At 45.3% G+C, this 19,519-nt stretch carries 20 protein-coding genes; 6 read left to right on the forward strand and 14 right to left on the reverse strand.

Translation table 11 applies throughout. The annotated features are described in order from the left end of the window. Window positions 1–46: 46 nt before the first annotated feature. Genes NLX74_RS21595 through NLX74_RS21610 form a run of 4 tightly spaced genes read right to left on the reverse strand, consistent with a single transcriptional unit; the run spans window position 47 to window position 2,463 of the window. The gene (locus tag NLX74_RS21595; protein WP_254330052.1) at window positions 47–532 is read right to left on the reverse strand and encodes a cytochrome c biogenesis protein CcdC; all 486 of its coding nucleotides are present in this window, start codon (window positions 530–532) and stop codon (window positions 47–49) included. A gap of 43 nt (window positions 533–575) precedes the next feature. Beyond that, window positions 576–1,343: an ABC transporter permease subunit gene (locus NLX74_RS21600; protein WP_254330054.1), complete on the reverse strand. Its 768-nt coding sequence runs from the start codon at window positions 1,341–1,343 to the stop codon at window positions 576–578. Beyond that, a complete protein-coding gene (locus NLX74_RS21605; protein WP_254330056.1) occupies window positions 1,340–2,053 on the reverse strand; it encodes an ABC transporter ATP-binding protein in 714 nt (237 codons plus the stop codon). The genes NLX74_RS21600 and NLX74_RS21605 overlap by 4 nt, the downstream gene beginning before the upstream one ends. Then, window positions 2,050–2,463, reverse strand: a complete 414-nt coding sequence (locus tag NLX74_RS21610; RefSeq protein ID WP_254330058.1) for a GntR family transcriptional regulator — start codon at window positions 2,461–2,463, stop codon at window positions 2,050–2,052. The genes NLX74_RS21605 and NLX74_RS21610 overlap by 4 nt, the downstream gene beginning before the upstream one ends. Before the next feature lie 213 nt (window positions 2,464–2,676). On the opposite strand from NLX74_RS21610, the gene NLX74_RS21615 reads away from it, so the two are divergent. Then, the gene (locus NLX74_RS21615) at window positions 2,677–3,249 is read left to right on the forward strand and encodes a hypothetical protein (RefSeq protein ID WP_254330059.1); all 573 of its coding nucleotides are present in this window, start codon (window positions 2,677–2,679) and stop codon (window positions 3,247–3,249) included. A 258-nt stretch (window positions 3,250–3,507) separates the two neighbouring features. Then, window positions 3,508–4,053 carry a GNAT family N-acetyltransferase gene (locus NLX74_RS21620; RefSeq protein ID WP_254330066.1) on the forward strand — a complete coding sequence of 182 codons (546 nt, stop codon included), beginning with the start codon at window positions 3,508–3,510 and terminating at the stop codon, window positions 4,051–4,053. A gap of 51 nt (window positions 4,054–4,104) precedes the next feature. Here NLX74_RS21620 and NLX74_RS21625 read toward each other — a convergent pair whose 3' ends face one another. Continuing rightward, a complete protein-coding gene (locus NLX74_RS21625; RefSeq protein ID WP_061830729.1) occupies window positions 4,105–4,437 on the reverse strand; it encodes a hypothetical protein in 333 nt (110 codons plus the stop codon). Window positions 4,438–4,624: 187 nt separating this feature from the next. On the opposite strand from NLX74_RS21625, the gene NLX74_RS21630 reads away from it, so the two are divergent. Further along, window positions 4,625–5,443 (forward strand): alpha/beta fold hydrolase, encoded by an 819-nt coding sequence (locus NLX74_RS21630; protein WP_254330068.1) that lies wholly within the window; start codon window positions 4,625–4,627, stop codon window positions 5,441–5,443. A 109-nt stretch (window positions 5,444–5,552) separates the two neighbouring features. Here NLX74_RS21630 and NLX74_RS21635 read toward each other — a convergent pair whose 3' ends face one another. The 3 genes from NLX74_RS21635 to abnB form a co-directional block, all read right to left on the reverse strand. Further along, window positions 5,553–5,768 carry a cold-shock protein gene (locus NLX74_RS21635; RefSeq protein ID WP_013308357.1) on the reverse strand — a complete coding sequence of 72 codons (216 nt, stop codon included), beginning with the start codon at window positions 5,766–5,768 and terminating at the stop codon, window positions 5,553–5,555. Between the two features lie 131 nt (window positions 5,769–5,899). Next, a complete protein-coding gene (locus NLX74_RS21640; RefSeq protein ID WP_007428290.1) occupies window positions 5,900–6,100 on the reverse strand; it encodes a cold-shock protein in 201 nt (66 codons plus the stop codon). Window positions 6,101–6,499: 399 nt separating this feature from the next. Further along, a complete protein-coding gene (gene abnB, locus NLX74_RS21645) occupies window positions 6,500–8,929 on the reverse strand; it encodes an arabinan endo-1,5-alpha-L-arabinosidase AbnB (protein WP_254330070.1) in 2,430 nt (809 codons plus the stop codon). Between the two features lie 425 nt (window positions 8,930–9,354). Between abnB and NLX74_RS21650 the strand changes: the two genes are divergently transcribed. After that, the gene (locus tag NLX74_RS21650; RefSeq protein WP_061830735.1) at window positions 9,355–9,699 is read left to right on the forward strand and encodes a DUF805 domain-containing protein; all 345 of its coding nucleotides are present in this window, start codon (window positions 9,355–9,357) and stop codon (window positions 9,697–9,699) included. Window positions 9,700–10,010: 311 nt separating this feature from the next. Further along, window positions 10,011–10,409, forward strand: a complete 399-nt coding sequence (locus NLX74_RS21655; RefSeq protein ID WP_254330072.1) for a hypothetical protein — start codon at window positions 10,011–10,013, stop codon at window positions 10,407–10,409. Window positions 10,410–10,491: 82 nt separating this feature from the next. Here the strand turns inward: NLX74_RS21655 and pyk are convergent, their stop codons facing one another. Continuing rightward, a complete protein-coding gene (pyk, locus tag NLX74_RS21660) occupies window positions 10,492–11,907 on the reverse strand; it encodes a pyruvate kinase (RefSeq protein ID WP_023986598.1) in 1,416 nt (471 codons plus the stop codon). A gap of 179 nt (window positions 11,908–12,086) precedes the next feature. Here pyk and NLX74_RS21665 point away from each other — a divergent pair, with 179 nt between their 5' ends. After that, window positions 12,087–12,875, forward strand: coding sequence for a helix-turn-helix transcriptional regulator (locus NLX74_RS21665; protein ID WP_254330074.1), 789 nt, complete (start codon window positions 12,087–12,089; stop codon window positions 12,873–12,875). A gap of 169 nt (window positions 12,876–13,044) precedes the next feature. Here NLX74_RS21665 and NLX74_RS21670 read toward each other — a convergent pair whose 3' ends face one another. The 5 genes from NLX74_RS21670 to NLX74_RS21690 form a co-directional block, all read right to left on the reverse strand. Next, window positions 13,045–14,463: a sucrose-specific PTS transporter subunit IIBC gene (locus tag NLX74_RS21670; protein WP_254330076.1), complete on the reverse strand. Its 1,419-nt coding sequence runs from the start codon at window positions 14,461–14,463 to the stop codon at window positions 13,045–13,047. A gap of 67 nt (window positions 14,464–14,530) precedes the next feature. Continuing rightward, window positions 14,531–16,006 carry a glycoside hydrolase family 32 protein gene (locus NLX74_RS21675; RefSeq protein ID WP_254330077.1) on the reverse strand — a complete coding sequence of 492 codons (1,476 nt, stop codon included), beginning with the start codon at window positions 16,004–16,006 and terminating at the stop codon, window positions 14,531–14,533. Window positions 16,007–16,186: 180 nt separating this feature from the next. Continuing rightward, window positions 16,187–17,209 (reverse strand): LacI family DNA-binding transcriptional regulator, encoded by a 1,023-nt coding sequence (locus tag NLX74_RS21680; RefSeq protein ID WP_254330079.1) that lies wholly within the window; start codon window positions 17,207–17,209, stop codon window positions 16,187–16,189. 172 nt (window positions 17,210–17,381) lie between these two features. Further along, window positions 17,382–18,224 carry an aldo/keto reductase gene (locus NLX74_RS21685; protein ID WP_254330081.1) on the reverse strand — a complete coding sequence of 281 codons (843 nt, stop codon included), beginning with the start codon at window positions 18,222–18,224 and terminating at the stop codon, window positions 17,382–17,384. Window positions 18,225–18,255: 31 nt separating this feature from the next. After that, window positions 18,256–19,452 (reverse strand): MFS transporter, encoded by a 1,197-nt coding sequence (locus NLX74_RS21690; protein ID WP_254330087.1) that lies wholly within the window; start codon window positions 19,450–19,452, stop codon window positions 18,256–18,258. Between the last annotated feature and the right edge of the window lie 67 nt (window positions 19,453–19,519).

A 19,519-nucleotide genomic window follows, 5' to 3' on the forward strand; every position in this document is an offset into this window, starting at 1 on the left:
AACGCTTTTTCAATAGTAAGCCGCTGTGTTAACCCCATTGCTATTGTTATACGGATAACGTCCTCCGAAACTTGATAAAGCTCCCGATTCGCCAGATTGAGATATACACCAGCGCCATCGTAATCGCCAGCATGCTAATTTCGGTCGTACCCAAACTACTGAGATACTGGGTCAAAACGACGCGAATCAAGATAATAGCGATAATAATATATTTAAAATATTGGTTCGGCTTGGGATAAATAAGACCGTCATCCCGTCTTTCATACGCCGTATGCAGCAAAATAACATAGCCGAACAGAGCCCCTAGTAGCCCGGCAATCAGCAGTTCCCAAAAGGCGGGGAGCTCGTACGTTTGACCGGGAATATGCATTAATTGGTACACAGACATCATCATAAGCGGGAAAGCGATAAACAAGGGGAGCAGAATCCGGATTCCATTTCCTTTTACCGGTCCCCTTCGTCTCTTGGTCCTTAACCAGATCATCAGCCCCACCAGAACAGCCATCAATACATATATAAATATCGTCGTCATGGTGTAGTAACTCCCTCCTCATAGATCCTGTAGATACGCTAGCCTAAATCGACAGTTTTTTCTCCAGCAGATACGCGCTCAAGCGGATTAATACATACGCAACAATCCAACTCATCAACACCGCAATCGGGAAATGCCAGGTAAATGGAAACCATTGTCCTGTTTGAGCATGGTCAAACTGCTCATAAAGCCCCTGATCGCCCGACCAATAAAAGACACTCCCGCCACCCATCAAAAGAATCCACAGTATCGGGTTAAGCGGCCGCAAGGTGCTGTATTTGGTACTGGCCGTCAATAGACCCAGCGCAATAACCAACGGCGTGAAGGCGATAATCATCACAAACCAGTTCAATCCGGCTACAATAAAAGACGCTGCATCCGCAAACGTATAAGGCTGTATGGTTGATGAGATGAACAACGCGTACAGAGAACCCACCACAAACAGAAGCAATATTACGACCATGGTTTGTAAAATAGCCGCAATCCATTTGGCGCTAATCAGCCATATGCGCGGATAGGGAAGGGTCAGCCACCATCCGTAGGTATCATTTTCCCATTCTCTTCTCAAGCTTCCCACACCCATAAAAATGATCATGTACGGCAGGCCCAGGGTGACATACCACAGCCTTGTTAATTCGAGCTGGTTGTGAAGTGCGAAGTACAAGGAAATAGCGAACGCCGCAATTAGAAATAATGAGAAATACACGAGTCTCCACGATCTCGGTAGTCGATTGCGGCCCTGCCTTCTCCAGCTTCCTTTATTTCGAAATTCATGGCGTATCAAATCTTTGAACAGCCCTGATGAATTCAAGCCTTCCACTCCTTTTTGTACAAATTGCGGAACACCTGATTCAACGAGCCATGCTCTGCACGCAGATCATCCGAATCACCAGACCATATGATCCGTCCCCGGTCCATCATGACCGTGTAGTCAAACAAGCCTTCCACTTCCTGAATATCATGCGTGCTAATGAGTATCGACTGCTGCCGACCCTCCAAATAATCAATAATCCCGGCTACAATCGCCTCTCTGGAGAGGACATCAATACCCGAAAACGGCTCATCCAGGATCATGAGTGGAACCTCACGTGCCAGACATAAAATCAGTAGCACACGTGCCTCCTGTCCACGACTCAGCCCAGTCATTTTAAGTTCCAGCTCGACGTCCATATGATCAGCAAGTTTATACGCGTCTTTTATATTGAAACCAGGCAAAAAAGACTTCCCCCATTCCAGCGTCTGCTGAACTGTATGATTGGGGTACCAGCTTGCCCGGTCAGGAAGATAGGATATATCCCGGTTGGTTTCCCAACCAGGCTGTCGGCCCAACACCTGAAGCTCGCCCCCATCTGGCTGAATCAATCCGGTGATTGCTCGAAAGAAGCTGGACTTCCCACAGCCATTGGGTCCAAGCACGCCTACAATACGTCCTGCCGGAATGATGACATCTAATTGATCCAGTGCTTTTTTACTGCCGTATTGCTTCACCAGATGATTCGCAACCACAACAGACTCCGTCATGCCTTATCGCCTCCTTCCTTGTCATTTCCGTCCTGTTTGCTTCGTATATACCGCTGTACATCTTCCCACGATAACCCCAGGCTACTCATCTGTCCGAGAAACTGATCTATATACGTTATAGCCAATTGTTCCCGAAAGCTGGCAATCCGTTCACTGGACGAAGTAACATAAGTGCCTAGACCGCGCCGCTTCTCAGTCAATCCGTCCCGCTCCAGCTCTTGATATGCCCGCATCACGGTATTCGGATTCATGCGTAATTCCTGCGCCAGATCACGAACAGATGGCATTTTGCTTCCCATTTCGATCTCCCCTTTAGCAATGGAGCTTCGTACTTGATTTAATATTTGTTCATATAATGGCTGGCTAAAGTCAATTAAAAATCGGAACGAGCCAACCCGTTGTTCTTCCATGGGTGTTTCCCCCTAATCGGCTGCATCTATCGTGCCTGTAGTGTATTATATCACTTAATACACGTAATACAAGTTTATTTTAGCTGAAATTTTAGTCATGCCACCCAAATTTCATTCAGTAAATGCTCAGCTTGCGCTCAGATAGCATTCAAGTTGATCCCTTATGATGTATCACGTACCAAACAAGCCATAACCGAAAGGTGGAAAATAAAGATGAAGAGCACCAAGAAAGCAATTTTGGTTGGAACGATGGCCTTGGCATTTTTAGGAGGAGGGGCACTGTACTCCACAAGCGCAGCCCATGCTGCTTCAACTACACCTGAGAAGGCTCCCATCGCAGACAAAGCACAGGCACCTAAGGGGAATCCCGGCGATGCTAATGGCCCTAAAATCGCAGGAGATAACTATGCTGAGAACAAAGCTCTCCTGAAATTATTGAAATTATCCTCCACTCAGTTGGATACACAGTTGAAAGCAGGTAAATCCCTTGCTACGATCGCCAAAGCACAAGGCGTGAGCGTAAATTCCGTTATTGATGTAATGGTTTCAGATATGAAAGCAAAACTGGCTACGGAAAAACAAAACGGCAAGATTACGGCAACTGAATATAACCAACGTGTCTCTAATCTGAAGCAAATGATGACAGATATGGTGAATGGCGTGAAACCATCCAAACCACCAGTAGATGGCGGTAAAGCGGATGCAGGTAAAGCTCCTGCTCAAGGAGATGCAGCCAAAGCTTCTGCTAAAACCAATGCAGCTAAAGCCTCTGCTAAGCAGAAATAGCTACAGCTCCTGTTTTCCAAAAGCTGTAGCTCGATAAGTCGCATTCATAAAAACCATTTATTAATCTGACACATCCACCTATGTATAATAAATCTCCATCCGGCCTCCCTGTACGGATAGAGAAATCAATAGACCTGTCCCCTGCTGCGATACAACAGAAGGAGACAGGCTTATTTGTCATGTAAACAAGATAATATGTGGTAGACTAACATGATCCAGAGGTCATTTTTCACTCTAATTCATAATAAGGAGAATGTAATGAAAATAAATAAACAGGAATTTGATGTGCAAGGAATACACTATACGATCAGATCAGCCATAATTCAAGATGCGAAGAATTTGTCTGAAATCCGCTTGCTGATTGATGGAGAAACTGAAAATTTAGATAGAGAGAAGGGAGAAGCGTTTATAAGTACATCCGGTTTTGAACAGCTCATTGAATCAGATACAGAGAATAACAGAAACCTATTTTTAGTTGCGATAGTTCATGATAAAATCGTCGGATTTTCAAGATGTGAGGGCCATGTTCTGAGCAGATTCTCTCATAAAGTTGAATTTGGCGTATGTGTACTAAAGGAGTTTTGGGGTTACGGGATCGGGACGAATCTTTTAAAAAAATCTATTTCCTGGGCTGACTCCAATGGCATCAAGAAAATGACTCTACAAGTTTTGGAAACGAATGATAAAGCCATTGAGCTTTATAAAAAACATGGATTTGAAATCGAAGGGTTATTAAAAAACGATAAGGTTCTTTCAGATGGCAAATACTACAACACCATCATCATGGGGAGATTTCATAAATAAAAAAAGACCCTGTTCAACAGGATCTTTCATCTTTGCATCGCCACACATCCCCTAGTAGCGATAATCATCATAAGGATTGCGATTGCGATACTGATCACGCGGCTGCTGAGCTGCGGTAATCATCAAAAATATGCCTGAGAGCAAATGCATCAACCAGCCCACAATCGGAATCCATCCAATAACCGAGGTCACGATCCCTAAAATAGATCCATAATAAGACTCTCTATTCGTCACCGATAGCACCAACGTAACAATGTGGAAAATCAGCATAAAGAACAATATAGTATACGCGGAATTTACGATGAGCAGCCCGCCCAAAACGGGAATAGCTAAAAATAGCTCCAATCCGCCTGTAATCCATTTTAATGTTTTTGATGGTGTCATTGTTCCACTCTCCCGATGCTGTTTCATTCCATAATTATATCCTATCCCTATACAGGATGACATACATTTTTTGACATATTATATGCTTATATCGTGACAGACTCATCCCTTTTTCGAATGAGCTAAGCCCTGGCTACATATATGTGAGAGAGAATGAAATGACGTGATTTCTAGAGGGGTGAACACGATGGGATATTATATTGAGGTGGAACGCGGCGTGAAGCTGTATGTTGAGGATATTGGAGAAGGCATCCCTGTTCTGATGGTGCACGGCTGGCCGCTGGATCACCGAATGTACGAATACCAGGTCGCCTTGTTGCCTGCTTACGGGTATCGCTGTATTCAGGTTGATCTTAGGGGGTTCGGCAAGTCTGATCGACCATGGCATGGATACAATTATGATCGATTGGCGGACGATCTGCTGGTTGTTATGCAGGCGCTTCAGTTAAACCAGGTCCGGCTCATTGGTTTTTCCATGGGGGGAGCTGTGGTCACACGCTACATGAGCAGGCACCGGGGATTTGGCGTCAATCAGTTGATCTTGATCGGAGCAGCTACACCCCGGTTCACCCCAACCAGCGACTTCCCTTATGGTACTCCTGTCACAGAGGTAGATAAACTCATCAAACAAGCCTATACAGATCGCCCACAATTGGTAACTTCTTTTGGCGAAATGTTGTTTGCCAATCCCGTCAGCCAGAGCTTACGCGACTGGTTACGTGATCAGGGCTTTGCGGCTTCAGTTCATAGCATGGCTTGTACTTTGTATTCACTACGTGACTCTGATTTGCGTCCTGATTTGCCATGTATACACGTGCCTACTTGGATTCTACACGGCAAGCTGGATCGGGTCTGTCCTTTCCCCCTGGCTGTCCAAACTCAAAAAGGAATTGCCGGATCAAAACTTATTCCTTTCGAACGTAGCGGGCACGGTGTATTTTACGAAGCGCTACCTGAATTTAATTCTATCTTACTGAGCATACTAGCCCCATCCTCCACACCATAATTGAAAGCCTGTTCATTCTTATGTATAATTTATATTTATAAAAAAACAAAAAGACGCCTCAGCGCCGTTAATGGCTATGGGGCATCTTTCACTACAAACATTTATCCGCTTAGGATTGTTTGGTATGATTGAAGCTCGTATTATTTAAAACTGCCAGCTTTTTCTCGCCCTTCACCATGGCAGAACCGCAAATGGGGCATGTCGGCTCGACAGAAAAAGCGAAGTTATCCCGCATCCAGCCGTTACATGTATCGCTGGCGCAATTCCAGACAGTTGTAATTTCCTCAGGAATCTCATCCATTGGCTTTTTCCGTGAATTGTACATAAACATCCCTCTTTCTTCATGATTTATAAAGCGATAAGATGTAATCAGTTCAAAAACGGTCTTGTGAACAGATAAAAACAAATGCCCCAAACACTATGTTCGGGGCATCTGAAATAGGCTGTAATTTTAAATTACAGTTTTACAACGTTCTCAGCTTGTGGTCCACGGTTTCCTTCAACTACGTTGAATTCTACGCGTTGGCCTTCGTCCAAAGATTTGAAACCTTCGCCTTGGATTGCGGAGAAATGTACGAATACGTCGCTTCCACCTTCAACCTCGATGAAACCGAAACCTTTTTCTGCGTTAAACCATTTAACTGTACCTGTTTGCATGGAATTACCTCCAAAATGTATTTATATGACCTTTATTTTTTACAAATAAAAATTCACATATTGCACAAGGTTATTTCAACCTAAAACAATAACCCTCTACAATATGTGAATCTCAGGTCACAATTTCAATATACTCATATTACCATAAGTGTATTGAAAACGCAAGCACTGGTGAATTTAATTTATGCAGAGTGCTTATGTTCTCTATTGCGAACTTCACAGCTGTGTTCATTCGACGGGAGTGAGTCATTAACGCCTACTTAAAACATTATATCCGCAGTTGCTTCTTATTATACCAGCAATCAAGAAATAAATATACAAAACATTGCGCAGGAGACGAACTTCTTAATAAAAGCCCATCTCCTGCATTTTTATTTGCTCATTTTAGTTCATTATGAATTACAACTCCGCCAGCGCTTTAATTTCCTCTGCTGTCAGCGCTTTGTTATACAATTGAACTTCATCCAGGCTGCCATTGAAGTAAGCATCGGCGGCAAAACGGCTTTTGCCGAGATAAGCCTCGCTCGTGAGTAACTCATCAGGATTAAAGGTAATGCCATCATTAACAGGTACTTCCTCACCGTTTACATACAGCTTCCCTGTATTCCCCTCCAGTGTAACCGCTACATGCGTCCACTGGTTTAGAGGTAATGATGATTTGGAAAGCAAGCTTTGATCGGTACCCTCATGGATTGTAAACTGGAGCACACCACTTCCTTGGGAAGGGGTGAGGAACATATGCCGGGCTTGGCCGTTGCCAAAGTCAAAAATCCGTTGCCAAGCTGCACCGCCCTTCCAGTTCACCCAAGCGGAAAAGGTAAAATCCTTCGCATCTGTTACCATATTTGGTAGTTGAACGTAACCATCCTTACCGTTGAGGACAAGAGCACCGCCAAGCTTCCCGTCTTTATCCCATGCGGCACCACCATAGATCTTACCATCGAATTGATTGTATGTGCTATCGACAACCGAAGTTCCTTGATCCTCACTCCACGAATAGCGTGCGAGCTGAGGACCTCGGGCCTGTCCGGGGACAATGGCTGTAAAGCTTTTCTTAGCGGTGGCTTTTTCCTTTTTGATGGTCGCCGTCAATGTAACTGTTACAGGCTGAGAACCGGGATCTGGACGGTATACTTCGCCTGTCACAGATATATTCTCCGGGTGGGTGGACTCCCATGAAATAGTGGTATCTTGTGCTGCTTGAGTAGGTAGCGTCAGATTATAAAGAACATTGCTCGTATCGCCCAGGCTCAGATTCTTCTGCACAGCAGCTACAATCTTGCTGGCCTTCAGGTCAGGCTTTAGCGAACCCCATACCGCAACACCCTTGGAGGACAACGCGGTAAAAGCAAGTGTCTTGGCACCTGTGTCTGGATCAAGGTGCCGCAGGAATACACCTTTGTACTTCGTGCCCTCTGCCGTAATTTCCAGCTGATTGCCTGCCCCCAACTTCCATGTACCGTTCACTCCACCGGACAGTTTGCCGCCGCTATCCAGACTGACGTTAAGGGCTTGCTTAATATTTGCCGAAATTTCCTTCCCGTGATTTACATACGAATATTGACCGAGGACATCCTTTTCTGACAGCTTTTTCAGTGAATCCTCATCTCCCGAATAACGATAAGGAGCAACCACAGGCCAACCGTCAGCGTTCATGAACATTTCATGTACCCGCACTTCAAACTGTTCGCCTCTCCCCGGGAAACGGGAATGGAAAATGACAAAATGCTTTTTCGTCTTAGGATCATAATAAGCCGAGTTGTGTCCGGGCGACACATAGCCTGCACCCAGTCCAGTACCCGGATCACCAATCTCTCTTGGAATCAGGTAATTACCTATCAGTTTGACACCGTATGGTTCAATGGAAGCGTCGTCAAAAAGTGGTTTATCCGGATTTGCCTTGACCTTGATCATATCATTGCCTTCAGCATCGTAGAAAGGGCCATCCGGTGTTTTGGACCGAGCCACCCGCAAGTTGTATCCGCCATCCGCTGACAATCCACCATAGGACAGGAACAAGTAATAGTAGTCCGTTTGCGGACTGTATTGTATGTACGGCCCTTCCATACGAGCATGGTTACCGCCTGTCAGCTTTTTCCCGTAGCCTTGACCAGGGAGCGGCTTCCCTGTTTTTTCATCCATCTGCATAATGAATATGCCTCCTGAGTAAGAGCCATATACCATCCACAGCTTGCCGTTTTTATCATAAAAGGTGTCCGGGTCTACGGCATTTGGATGCTTGGTTGCATCATAGATCGTTCCATCCTCACTCGGTTGGTCCCACATGCCGGATTTCAGAAAAATTCCTTTATTCTTATAAGGCCCTTCAATTTTATCAGCAACTGCTAGGCCCATCGCTGAACGCGGGGAGTCACCCTTGCAAGCGTTATAATACATATAGAACTTGCCATCTGCCAGTTGAATGACATCAGCTGCCCACAGCGTGTCCGTCTGCGCCCAATCCAGTGCTTCCTTTAATTCATCTTTGACATTGGGAATCAATGCATTACCATTCGCCACTCCTGTAGCAATCGTATCCCAATTCATAAGGTCTTTGGACTTTGCAGCCGCCAGATGTGAGCCAAAAATGTAAAATGTGTCTTTCACTTTCAGAATGGATGGATCATGTACGGAAGTCTCCTTGAAAGAGACAGCCTTTTTACTTTGAATTGAAAAGTTTTCTAGGTCTTGAGCAGAAGTTTGCCCCACATTTTGAATTCCATCTGTATCTGAATTGAGTGTTAGCTCCGCGCCTACCAAAGAAGCAGGCAACAACAGCGCACCTGCGAGTGAAGCTGCCGTTACTTTACGAACAAATGATTGCTTCATAAATCAATCTCCTCTCATTTTGAACATCCCTGATAACATAAAAAAATCTTGAGAAAGCGGTCAGGATTATGTTTGTATTAACTTCTTCACCCTCGAATTTAATGTTGGTCATCCCTCCTATTTTGAATTAAAGCGCTTTCAATTGATTTGAAAAATAAAAGCACCTTCTATTAAGAAGGACGATTCAAACCTGGCGGTTAACCGTACCTCTATATTATTCAATGGATATGGAAAATTCAATATGTAATTTTATGTTTTTATAAATTATTCATCGAATTATTAACATTAATAAATGTATTGCGTAAATTTCTAGTTTAAAGTTATAATTTTACAACTAAAATTCTATATGTTTCCTGCCGATATACCTAAAAGAACAATTTTACGTGTATAGAAACATTTAGATTTTATAAGGAGGTGAAAAATATATGCAATGGTATTTAAATGCATTAAAAAACTATGTAGGGTTTCAAGGTAGAGCAAGACGTACAGAGTATTGGATGTTTGTACTATTTAGTGCAATCGCTAGCTTTGTAGTCAGCCTGATCGATAGCCTTGTAGGCTTATCACCAATATTGACTTTGATTTATTCTCTTGCTGTCCTGTTGCCATCCTTGGCCGTTATGGCCCGTAGACTGCATGACACAGGTAGAAGCGGATGGTGGATTCTAATCAGTCTGATTCCTCTCGTAGGGTCAATTATTTTGATTGTATTCTTCTGCCAAGACAGTCAGCCTAGCGACAATAAGTATGGAAAAAACCCTAAATTGTAATGGTTTTGTCTAAAACCTCTTTCACTTTTGTGAAGGAGGTTTTTTTCATATCCAGCAGAATCCAAAGAGTACATCACATCCATTATTCGCATCCGTGAATTTTTTTGGTTTTACCTGTTTATATCCTCCTCTTTTAGTTTATTTTAAACGAGTATTAAGCTGGCGCTAAGATTGGGTGTGTATGATGTATATTAGAATCTGGTAATTACATAAGCCGGATCGGCTAAAGGCATAAACATTACTCCCGTTGGATATCCATATAAGGCTCCACCTTGTCAGAAATTGAATGAACACAAAGGAGATTTACACTCATGAATCGAAAACGAATTATGGTCATCTGTACACTGTTGCTGGCGTTATCTATTGGGCAGTCTTCTACTTGGGGAAGTCGGGCTAATGCTGCTACACTGGCTCCAGAGAGAGCCCCTCAGGTACAGGATAATGAAGCTTCCAAGGATGATGAACTTTTGAAAACACTGGGCGCATCCTCGGATGAGCAATTGTATGATGCGTTATATAACGGTCAAACCTTGGCAGATATTGCACAATCCAATAAACAGGACGCACAGGCTGTTGTTGATTTACAGGTAGCTCAGTTAACGGAGCAGTTGGATCAACGACTGGCCAATAAGAGCATTACACCTGAGCAATACCAAGCCCATAAGGCAGAATTGACACAGGTCGTTGCTAAAAGTGTGTTCGGGCTGTAAGTTAGTGATATGACAGAATGTGAAAAAGGCGCTGAACCCATGGGGGCCAGCGCCTTTTGGCTTGTCTATATTTTGTTGTAAATTACACTTGATATACTCGGATCAAGTTAGTGGTGCCCGCCTCAGCGACAGGAACACCTGCTGACAGGACTACAGTATCGCCTTTATGGATATATCCTGCATTCAGCGCGTTACGGATGGAGGATTCGAACATTTCATCCGTTGTTGCTACTTTATCCCCCTTGATCGGGAATACGCCGGATAACAGGCAGATTTTAGCGAATACCGTATTATTCGGAGTAACCGCAATAATAGGTGCCTTCGGACGATATTTGGATACCATACGTGCCGTGAATCCGCTGGCAGTCGATGTAATAATTGCTTTCGCATCCAGCTCCAGAGACGAACTCACCGCACCCTGACTAATCACTTCGGTGATGTTGGTGCTTTGACGTGCTCTGCGCTTATCAAACTGCTCCTGATAATCGAATTGCGATTCTGCTCTGGCAGCTACAGCGGCCATGGTCCGTACAGACTCGACAGGGTATTTACCCGCAGCTGATTCGCCCGACAGCATAACAACATCGGCTCCTTGCATAACGGCATTAAACACGTCACTAACCTCGGCTCTCGTCGGACGCGGGTTCACCTGCATGGATTCCAGCATGTGGGTAGCTACGATAACGGGTTTGCCGACCAGATTACACTTGTCGATCATTTCTTTTTGCATCACAGGCACATCTTGAATCGGCACTTCGACACCCAGATCGCCACGGGCTACCATAATGCCATCGGAAGCTTCGATAATATCATCCAGGTTTTCCATGCCTTCAGCATTTTCAATTTTGGAATAGATTTGTACATGCTCAGCATGATGTCCCTTCAAAATCTCACGGATTTCACGGATATCGTCGCCTTTACGCACAAAAGAAGCCGCAATAAGCTCAACACGCTGCTCCACCCCAAATTGGATGTGCCTCACATCTCGCTCCGTCACGCCTGGAAGGGTCGTATGAATCCCTGGCAGGTTTACACCTTTTCTCGGTTTCAAAATACCGCCGCTTACAATATTACAAATCATTTCCGTACCTTCGATGGAGGTTACAGTCAGATCAACCAAACCGTCGTCAATGAGAATGCGGTCGCCTGGTTTGATGTCCTTCGGCATATCCGGGTAATTCACTGAAATACGATGCTCGTCCCCTAGAATCTCTTCTGTGGTCAGAATGAGCTGGCTTCCTGGTTTTAGCAGACAAGATGCCTCTCTCAGCTTGCCAATCCGTATTTCCGGTCCTTTAATATCCATCATGACAGGTATAAAGGTATTCATTTCCTTCGCAGCCTGACGCACATTTTCGATACGTTTAACGTGATCTTCTAGCTCCCCGTGAGCCATATTCAAGCGGGCTACAGTCATACCAGCTTGGATCATTTCTTTTAGCAAATGAATGGAGTCACAGGCAGGTCCCATAGTACAAATAATTTTCGTTTTAAGCATAGTAATGTCATCCTCCTGAATGTCTTTACTGTATGGTTTTCTATTCCACTTTGCTTCTCTATCTACATTAAACTTATATAGCTCTATTCTACCTGTACCCGTGCACCAAGACTATGAACTATAGTATGATGAATGTACTACAGTATAATGAATGTTGAAGACATCGGGGAGTGAGTTTCATGATTACATTGGTGGATATACGGCAGGATAACGGTGTGGACTGGTATGAAAAGGCTGGTGCAAATAGCGACAACGATGACTTACTGTTCATTTTGGTCACCTTTGGCAAATGTGTATATTGGGTGAACGATTGCAAATTCATTCTCGGTAAGGGTGAAACACTGCTTTTACCCGGTCATCTGGATTACTATGGCAAGAGCATTCCTACGCTTTTTCATACCAAGTATGTGATACATTGCCGCAAAACATGTACGAACAGCACACTTCCCATACTGAATACTGACAAGCCGTTGTTGATCAAACCTGGATGCTACGATATGCTGCATGAACGAATTAAATCGATGTACTATCAATGGACTGAACACCCAAGCTACTACACCCTGATGGCTGACTGTCTGCTGATCGAGGCAATGATATATATGAATCAGGAATGGGACAAAGGCGCCATTTCTTGCGATCGAGAGCGACATGTGGAACATATGAAACAGTATATCCAGAACCACTACCGGGAAAAGGTAACCAAGGAGGAGCTTGGTGACGCCATCCGTAAAACCCCCAATTATGCCGCGACGCTGCTGCGTGAGGTAACACGCCAAACGATCAGCGAGCATGTACATACGCAACGTATTAAAACCGCCATCTACATGCTGACCGAGTCCCGGCTAACGATTCGTGAAATTTCGGAGTATGTGGGATATAGTGATGTTTCCTATTTTCATCGAATCTTCAAACGGTTGACAGGCTGCTCGCCGTCCGAATTTCTGGATGAACGTTCCTCAATCGTTTAGTTTGATGATCTGGGGTGGAATTTTATAGTTAATAAAAATGGTCGTTCTACCTGGAACCCTGCTCTAGCAGTCCTTTTTGATTAGGGACCAAGAGCGTTCCATATAGAACGACCATCATATTTATAATTACGCGTATAAATCTGCGTGTATTCGCATTACTTGGGTGGTGTTAATTGGAGGAACCCGCTGTTTTGACCTCTTTCAACATTTTATCGTTATAGCCAAACATCCAGGTCAGGACAAAGGCTACAACCATAGCAGTCAAGTTCGCCAAAATGTAAAGCGGAAGCTGATGATTCATGTAGAGCAACGTGCCTGGAATGACCGTAACTGCCATGCCTGTAGCCGCCAAATGGAAGACAGAAGCGATAAAACCGCCAACCGCCCCACCGATAAGGCCCATAACAAATGGCTTCATGTATCTCAGGTTGACCCCGAAAATAGCCGGCTCCGTAATCCCCAGAAAAGCAGACAATGAGGAAGGAAGCGCTAACGCTTTCAGCTTGCTATTCTTCGTTTTCAGTCCAACCGCCAGACAGGCAGCACCTTGAGCAGCCATAGCGCAGGTAATGATGGCGTTAAAGGCATTTACGCCATTCTTTTCAAGCAGTTGAATCTCCAAGAAATTAAATATATGATGCACACCTGTAACGACGATAATCTGATGCAAGAAACCGATGACAATCCCTGCAATACCGAAAGGCAAATCCAGCACAAACGTTGTTCCGTGCAGCACCCATTCTTCGAGTGAATGGAAAATCGGACCGATGGCAAACAATCCCAAAGTGATCATGATCAACAGTGTTAAAAACGGTGTGAGAATCAGATCTAGCGCTTCAGGCACCCGTTTGCGCAGCACCCGCTCCAGCTTGGCTCCGATCAAGCCCACGAAGAAAGCTGGCAATACCGAGCCTTGATAGCCCACTACAGGAATGAACCCGAACATCGTCAACGGATGGGCTGAGCCGTCCGCAACACTATAAGCGTTGGGCAAGGCCGGGTTTACCAGCATCAGACCGAGAACGATACCCAGCACTGGACTACCGCCGAATACTCTAAAGGCTGACCATGCGACTAACGCGGGCAGAAAAGCAAAGGCTGTATCCGTTAATACTTGTGTGTATAATAGAAAATTGGGTGAAATGTCCTGTGGCGTCATGCCGAGTAGAGCGAGAATTTGCGGCTGAGTGAGCAAGCCACGTAGCCCCATGAACAGCCCCGTAGCAACCAGCACAGGAATAATGGGTACAAACACATCGCCAAAGGTACGAATGGAGCGTTGGAAGACGTTGCCTTCCTTTTTCGCCTGACTCTTCACCTCTTCTTTAGATGAACCGGTCACGCCAAGCTTTTCGACCTCTTCAAAAATTCGATTTACCGTACCTGTACCAAAAATAATCTGATATTGTCCGGAATTGAAGAAAGCACCCTTGACCTTGTCGATCTCCTCAACTTTTTTCTGATCAATCTTCTCCTTGTCATGCACCATAATCCGCAAGCGCGTCGCACAATGAGCAAAAGATGCAATATTTTCTTGCCCACCGATTGCCTGGATCACTTCTTTAGCTATTTCTCTGTTTTCCGCCATGATGTTCATCCCCTCGTTCATTCCGTTATATTTGATGATTAACGAACCACTTGATGTTTTAGCCTACTCATGTAAAATCCCATTTTACCGCCTGGAAGAGAGCCTCTCCCTTGTCGGCAAAAAAGCGTATTTCGTCACTCTCTGGATGCGGAAAAATACGACTGGTGAACACCTCTTCCCCATCGTTGACGAAAATCTCAACTGAAGACGCATCTACAAACAAATGTAGTTTGATATGATCTTTATCCCATGGACACTGCCGTACCTCACCATACGAAGTGGCTACAGGCTCACCCGATTGCGAACGGTCCAATACAAGTTTGCGACTGACGGCATTATATTTAATCACCGTCTTCTCAGTCTCACTCGCACGGAATTCAATACCAAACACCTTAGCGCTCAAAAGATCTACCTCACAGATCAGCTCATAGGCCGTACCTGTAAATCCTTCATAGGTTTTGCTCTCTGAAAATAACGTGTCAGCTACCCGATCCTCACGATTTCTACGCAGCGTAGTCAGCTCAGGGATCGGCCGCTGCAAGAGTTTGCCCTCATGAAGCGTAAGCTCCCTTGGTAATGTCAGACAATGAGCCCATCCGTTCGGATCTGTGGGATATTCGATATCCGGCAGGCCCATCCATGCCACCATAATACGCCGCCCCTGTGGGTCAATCATCGTCTGTGGCGCATAGAAGTCAAAGCCTCTATCGAGCTCGTGGAATGCACCGTGCTCCAGCGTTCTTGTTCCGGTATCCAGCGGCTTGCCGATTACGTAGCCCGATTGATAAATATTGCGATTTTCATCCCCAGAAGGCTCCAAGCCCTGAGGAGAAAAGATCAAGACTCCCGCTTCGTTCAGTTCAAAATAATCTGGACATTCCCACATGTAGCCAAACGACTCCAGGCCTGTACACAATTCTCCCTCAAACTCCCACGTACGAAGGTCGGTTGATCGGTAGAGGACGGCGCAGCCTGTTAAATTCGTCCTTTGGGCACCAATTACACAGTAAAAGCTATCGCCGTCTTTCCATAGCTTGGGATCACGAAAATGGTCTGTATACCCTTCTGGCACATTGGAAATAACGGGGTGCTCCCATTTAGTAATGTGACCGTTCTCGTCCATAACAGCCATACATTGATAAGGATGTCTGATCCAGTCTTCATCTCGTGCATTTCCCGTATACAGCATATATAATTTGCCCTCATGCTCCAGTGCGCTGCCCGAGTAAGCCCCATGTGAATCAAAATAATCCCCAGGTGCGATGCCAATGCCCGCACTATTCCATGTGACCAAATCATTGGATTTCAAGTGATACCAATATTTCATCCCGTGATCCGTTCCGAGCGGAAACCACTGATAGAATAAGTGGTATTCACCTTGGTAATATGAAAAGCCATTGGGGTCATTGAGCAAACCTGTCGGTGGCTGGATATGAAACGCCTGCCGCCAGTGACATTGCTCCACTTTCTCCTTCAAGCTGGCTATTTCACCGGGTTCTGCCTGCTCGATCATTCGATACTTTTGTTCTCTTGTCATTTTCATAGGTGTACCTCATTTTTATTAAAACTTTCGCTTCAGGAACCGGTTCCAACTCAATGAAAAAAAATCTATCGGAACCGGTTCCCATACGATTAAAAAAATGCTCATCCATGGATTTGCAACCGATTCCATTTGTGCCCGAATGCTATGGAACCGGTTTCGTAGAAATTATAATCCACTTGTTCAGCGTTTGTCAACGCTTTCTCTTTCGATAAGAGAATAATTCATGACCGTCACTTTTTCTACCGATTTATGTTCTACCAGCCGCATAATATTTTGCGCTGCTACACGTCCAGCCTCCATATACGGATATTGAACGGTTGTCAGGGCAGGGTGAATGACCTCCGTAATATCGTATCCCCCAAAGCCAGTTACCGACAAATCCGACGGGATGACAATCCCTCTGGAATAAGCCGCATTGATTACGCCCAGCGCGATATTATCCGTAGCACACACCATTAACGTTGGCTTGAAATGGTCCAAAATGGCGGAGGCAGCAATCCGTGCATCGGACATTTTAAATCCGGTCTCATAGTATCTGATATCATACCCTGCTGCTCGCATCGCATCGTCCGTATGAGACTCCGCAGGCAATGCATCGCGAACAGCCTGCCTAAAGCCCTCCTTGCGCTGCACACCGACGGCAACATCCTTTTCAGTAACACCAACGTAGGCAATTTCGCGATGTCCCTGTGACAAAACGTACGTGCCGATATCATATCCTGCACGATAGTCATCATGGATCAGGCTATGAAGCTGCTCGTGCTGCTGGCCCACCAGCAACACCGGAATACCAATGTCACGAATCGCGGTCAGATGGTCGTCTGTAATTTGAGCAGCCAGCAAAATGATACCCGAAATCTTTTGTCTTCCCAGCTCATAAATGGCTTCGATTTCACGCTGTACATCCTGGCTCGTATTAGAGATCAGCATCTGATAATGCTGAGAACGCAGTTCCTCATCAATCCCCATCAGCGTATGAGATGTCGCAAAAGAATCTAGACGCGGCACAACGGTGCCGATGATGTTGGTCCGCTTCGCCTTAAGACTCTGGGCAAAGGCATTGGGCACATAGCCCGTGGCTTTAACCACTTTTTCAATTTTTCGTTTCGTATCCACGCTGACAGACCCGCCGTTCAAAAAACGGGATACCGTGCTCTTGGATACGCCAGCCATTTGGGCTATATCTGCAATCGTCTTATTCATGAAGTCCCCCGGTGATTTTTCGTATTCACAAGCTTCCAAAACGTCTCTTTTCATATAACCCTATAATACCATATGGCGGGATTGGATTGCTGTAGCCCCAGACCCATCATGCACAAACAAAACGCCGTCCCTTCAGTGAAGAAGGAAACGGCGTCTCATGATGAACGTAATTTTAAAAATCAAAGTTATCCGGATCTGGACCTACCCGAAGATCGGCATTTAACGCCTGGATTCGATCCATATCCTCGCGCGTCAGTTCGAAGTCAAAAATGTCGGCATTTTCCACGATCCGATGCGCCTTGGTAGACTTGGGAATAGTGACAACTCCCTGCTGCACATCCCAGCGCAAAATCACTTGCGCCACCGATTTGCCGTACTTGGTCGCTATGTCTTGCAGTACCGGATGATCGAGCAATTGGCCTTGCATTAACGGAGACCAAGCTTCCATTTGAATGTCGTTCTTTTGACAGAATTGTAACAGCTCGGCTTGCGTTAATTGTGGATGGAATTCCACCTGATTGATCATGGGCTTAATTTCCGCATCCTTCATGAGATCTTCCAAATGATGAACCTGGAAGTTACTGACTCCAATTGCCTTAATCCGTCCTTCTTTATACAAGGATTCCAACGCTCTCCAAGCTTCTTTATACTTTCCTTGAACTGGCCAATGAATCAGATATAGATCCAGATATTCCAGACCCAGCTTGTCCAGACTGGCTTCATAAGCGGCTCGTGTCTCTTCATAGCCTAAATCTGCATTCCACACTTTGGACGTGACGAACAGATCTTCTCTGGACAGATTATTTTCCTGAAGGGCTTCCTGAATAGCCTGCCCTACACTGCTTTCATTCGCATAGATTGCAGCTGTATCTATGCTGCGGTAGCCATGCTTTACAGCAGCCTTTATAGCATCGACCAACTCCGAACCTTCTTCCACTTTAAATACCCCGATCCCAAACCAAGGCATGCGAACTCCGTTGTTTAACAATGTTGTGCTTTGTAAGTTTTGTGTCATTTTGAATCTTCCTCTCTATTTTTTAAAAGCTTTAACCTGTAATGGGGGTTGTATCCCTTTTTTCGAGCATACGACTCCAGCCTGTGAGCAAAACCGCAACGAAAACCATAATGCTCCCGATCCAGGCCGTATGAATGAGACCGAGTGAATCCGTTACAATCCCGCCTACATAAGCTCCGATTGCTATCCCTGCGTTGAAAGCTGCAATATTAACAGCAGAGGCAACATCGACAGCTTTGGGTGCAAACCGTTCGGCTAACATGACGACATATACCTGTAGCCCGGGCACGTTCATAAACGCAAGCAATCCCATAAATAAGATCGTAATCAGTCCTGCCGTTTTAAAAGGTGCCGTGAACAACAGGAGAAACAGGATCACTGCTTGAATCAGAAACATGTAAAACAAAGCTGAAAGCGGCTTGCGGTTTGCTGCTTTTCCGCCAATAACATTCCCGATGGCAATCGCAATTCCATACAGCAAAAGTATAAACGTTACCGTACTTTGCTGAAATCCGGTTATGCCGTGAAGTAATGGAGATAAATAAGTAAATACCACAAATGTGCCTCCATACCCCAAAGCTGTAATGATAAATGCGAGTAGCAAGCGACCATTGGTGACCAGTTTGACCTGCTCGCGGAAAGGAGTCTTGTTCCCTTTGCGCAGCGTAGATGGCAGCAGAATCAGATTGGCGATGAGTGCCACTACACCGACGACCACAATCGCCATAAATGCTGCCCGCCAACCCCATTGCTGCCCCATGTAGGTACCCAAAGGTACGCCTGTAACCGTGGCTACGGTCAACCCGGAGAACATAATGGAAATCGCACTCGCTCGCCGATCATCCGGCACAAGATCGGCCGCGATGGTGGAACCGATGGACATGAACACCCCATGAGCGAACGCCGAGATCACACGTGCAATCAGTAGCAAGGCAATTCCGCTAGAGACCGCAGCGAGGCTGTTGCCTGCAATAAATATAATCATGATCCACAGCAGCAACGTTTTACGGGGAACACTTGATGTTAATGAGGTCAAGACAGGTGCCCCGATGGTGACCCCTAATGCATACAGCGTTACAGTTAGTGCAGACATCGTTACAGATATGTGCAAGTCTTCAGCAATCAGGGGAAGCAGTCCCACGCTGATGAACTCAGTTGTCCCAATCGCAAAGGCGCTTACGGCTAGAGCCAGTAATGGCCAGATACTTCGTTTTGATTCTGGCGACATGTTTTTCACTCCTATCTATAGAAATCTTCGACCAGCAGATGTTATTATGAGTTATTCAAGCAAATAT

Source organism: Paenibacillus sp. MZ03-122A, assembly GCF_024213325.1.
In the GTDB taxonomy this organism is placed as follows: domain Bacteria; phylum Bacillota; class Bacilli; order Paenibacillales; family Paenibacillaceae; genus Paenibacillus; species Paenibacillus polymyxa_B.

Excerpts from the sequence above, each read along its gene's own strand:
- NLX74_RS21595 (WP_254330052.1), bottom strand. The coding sequence starts at position 532 with ATGACGACGATATTTATATATGTATTGATGGCTGTTCTGGTGGGGCTG.
- NLX74_RS21605 (WP_254330056.1), bottom strand. The coding sequence starts at position 2,053 with ATGACGGAGTCTGTTGTGGTTGCGAATCATCTGGTGAAGCAATACGGC.
- NLX74_RS21610 (WP_254330058.1), bottom strand. The coding sequence starts at position 2,463 with ATGGAAGAACAACGGGTTGGCTCGTTCCGATTTTTAATTGACTTTAGC.
- NLX74_RS21615 (WP_254330059.1), top strand. The coding sequence starts at position 2,677 with ATGAAGAGCACCAAGAAAGCAATTTTGGTTGGAACGATGGCCTTGGCA.
- NLX74_RS21620 (WP_254330066.1), top strand. The coding sequence starts at position 3,508 with ATGAAAATAAATAAACAGGAATTTGATGTGCAAGGAATACACTATACG.
- NLX74_RS21625 (WP_061830729.1), bottom strand. The coding sequence starts at position 4,437 with ATGACACCATCAAAAACATTAAAATGGATTACAGGCGGATTGGAGCTA.
- NLX74_RS21630 (WP_254330068.1), top strand. The coding sequence starts at position 4,625 with ATGGGATATTATATTGAGGTGGAACGCGGCGTGAAGCTGTATGTTGAG.
- NLX74_RS21635 (WP_013308357.1), bottom strand. The coding sequence starts at position 5,768 with ATGTACAATTCACGGAAAAAGCCAATGGATGAGATTCCTGAGGAAATT.
- NLX74_RS21640 (WP_007428290.1), bottom strand. The coding sequence starts at position 6,100 with ATGCAAACAGGTACAGTTAAATGGTTTAACGCAGAAAAAGGTTTCGGT.
- abnB (WP_254330070.1), bottom strand. The coding sequence starts at position 8,929 with ATGAAGCAATCATTTGTTCGTAAAGTAACGGCAGCTTCACTCGCAGGT.
- NLX74_RS21650 (WP_061830735.1), top strand. The coding sequence starts at position 9,355 with ATGCAATGGTATTTAAATGCATTAAAAAACTATGTAGGGTTTCAAGGT.
- NLX74_RS21655 (WP_254330072.1), top strand. The coding sequence starts at position 10,011 with ATGAATCGAAAACGAATTATGGTCATCTGTACACTGTTGCTGGCGTTA.
- pyk (WP_023986598.1), bottom strand. The coding sequence starts at position 11,907 with ATGCTTAAAACGAAAATTATTTGTACTATGGGACCTGCCTGTGACTCC.
- NLX74_RS21665 (WP_254330074.1), top strand. The coding sequence starts at position 12,087 with ATGATTACATTGGTGGATATACGGCAGGATAACGGTGTGGACTGGTAT.
- NLX74_RS21670 (WP_254330076.1), bottom strand. The coding sequence starts at position 14,463 with ATGGCGGAAAACAGAGAAATAGCTAAAGAAGTGATCCAGGCAATCGGT.
- NLX74_RS21675 (WP_254330077.1), bottom strand. The coding sequence starts at position 16,006 with ATGAAAATGACAAGAGAACAAAAGTATCGAATGATCGAGCAGGCAGAA.
- NLX74_RS21680 (WP_254330079.1), bottom strand. The coding sequence starts at position 17,209 with ATGAATAAGACGATTGCAGATATAGCCCAAATGGCTGGCGTATCCAAG.
- NLX74_RS21685 (WP_254330081.1), bottom strand. The coding sequence starts at position 18,224 with ATGACACAAAACTTACAAAGCACAACATTGTTAAACAACGGAGTTCGC.
- NLX74_RS21690 (WP_254330087.1), bottom strand. The coding sequence starts at position 19,452 with ATGTCGCCAGAATCAAAACGAAGTATCTGGCCATTACTGGCTCTAGCC.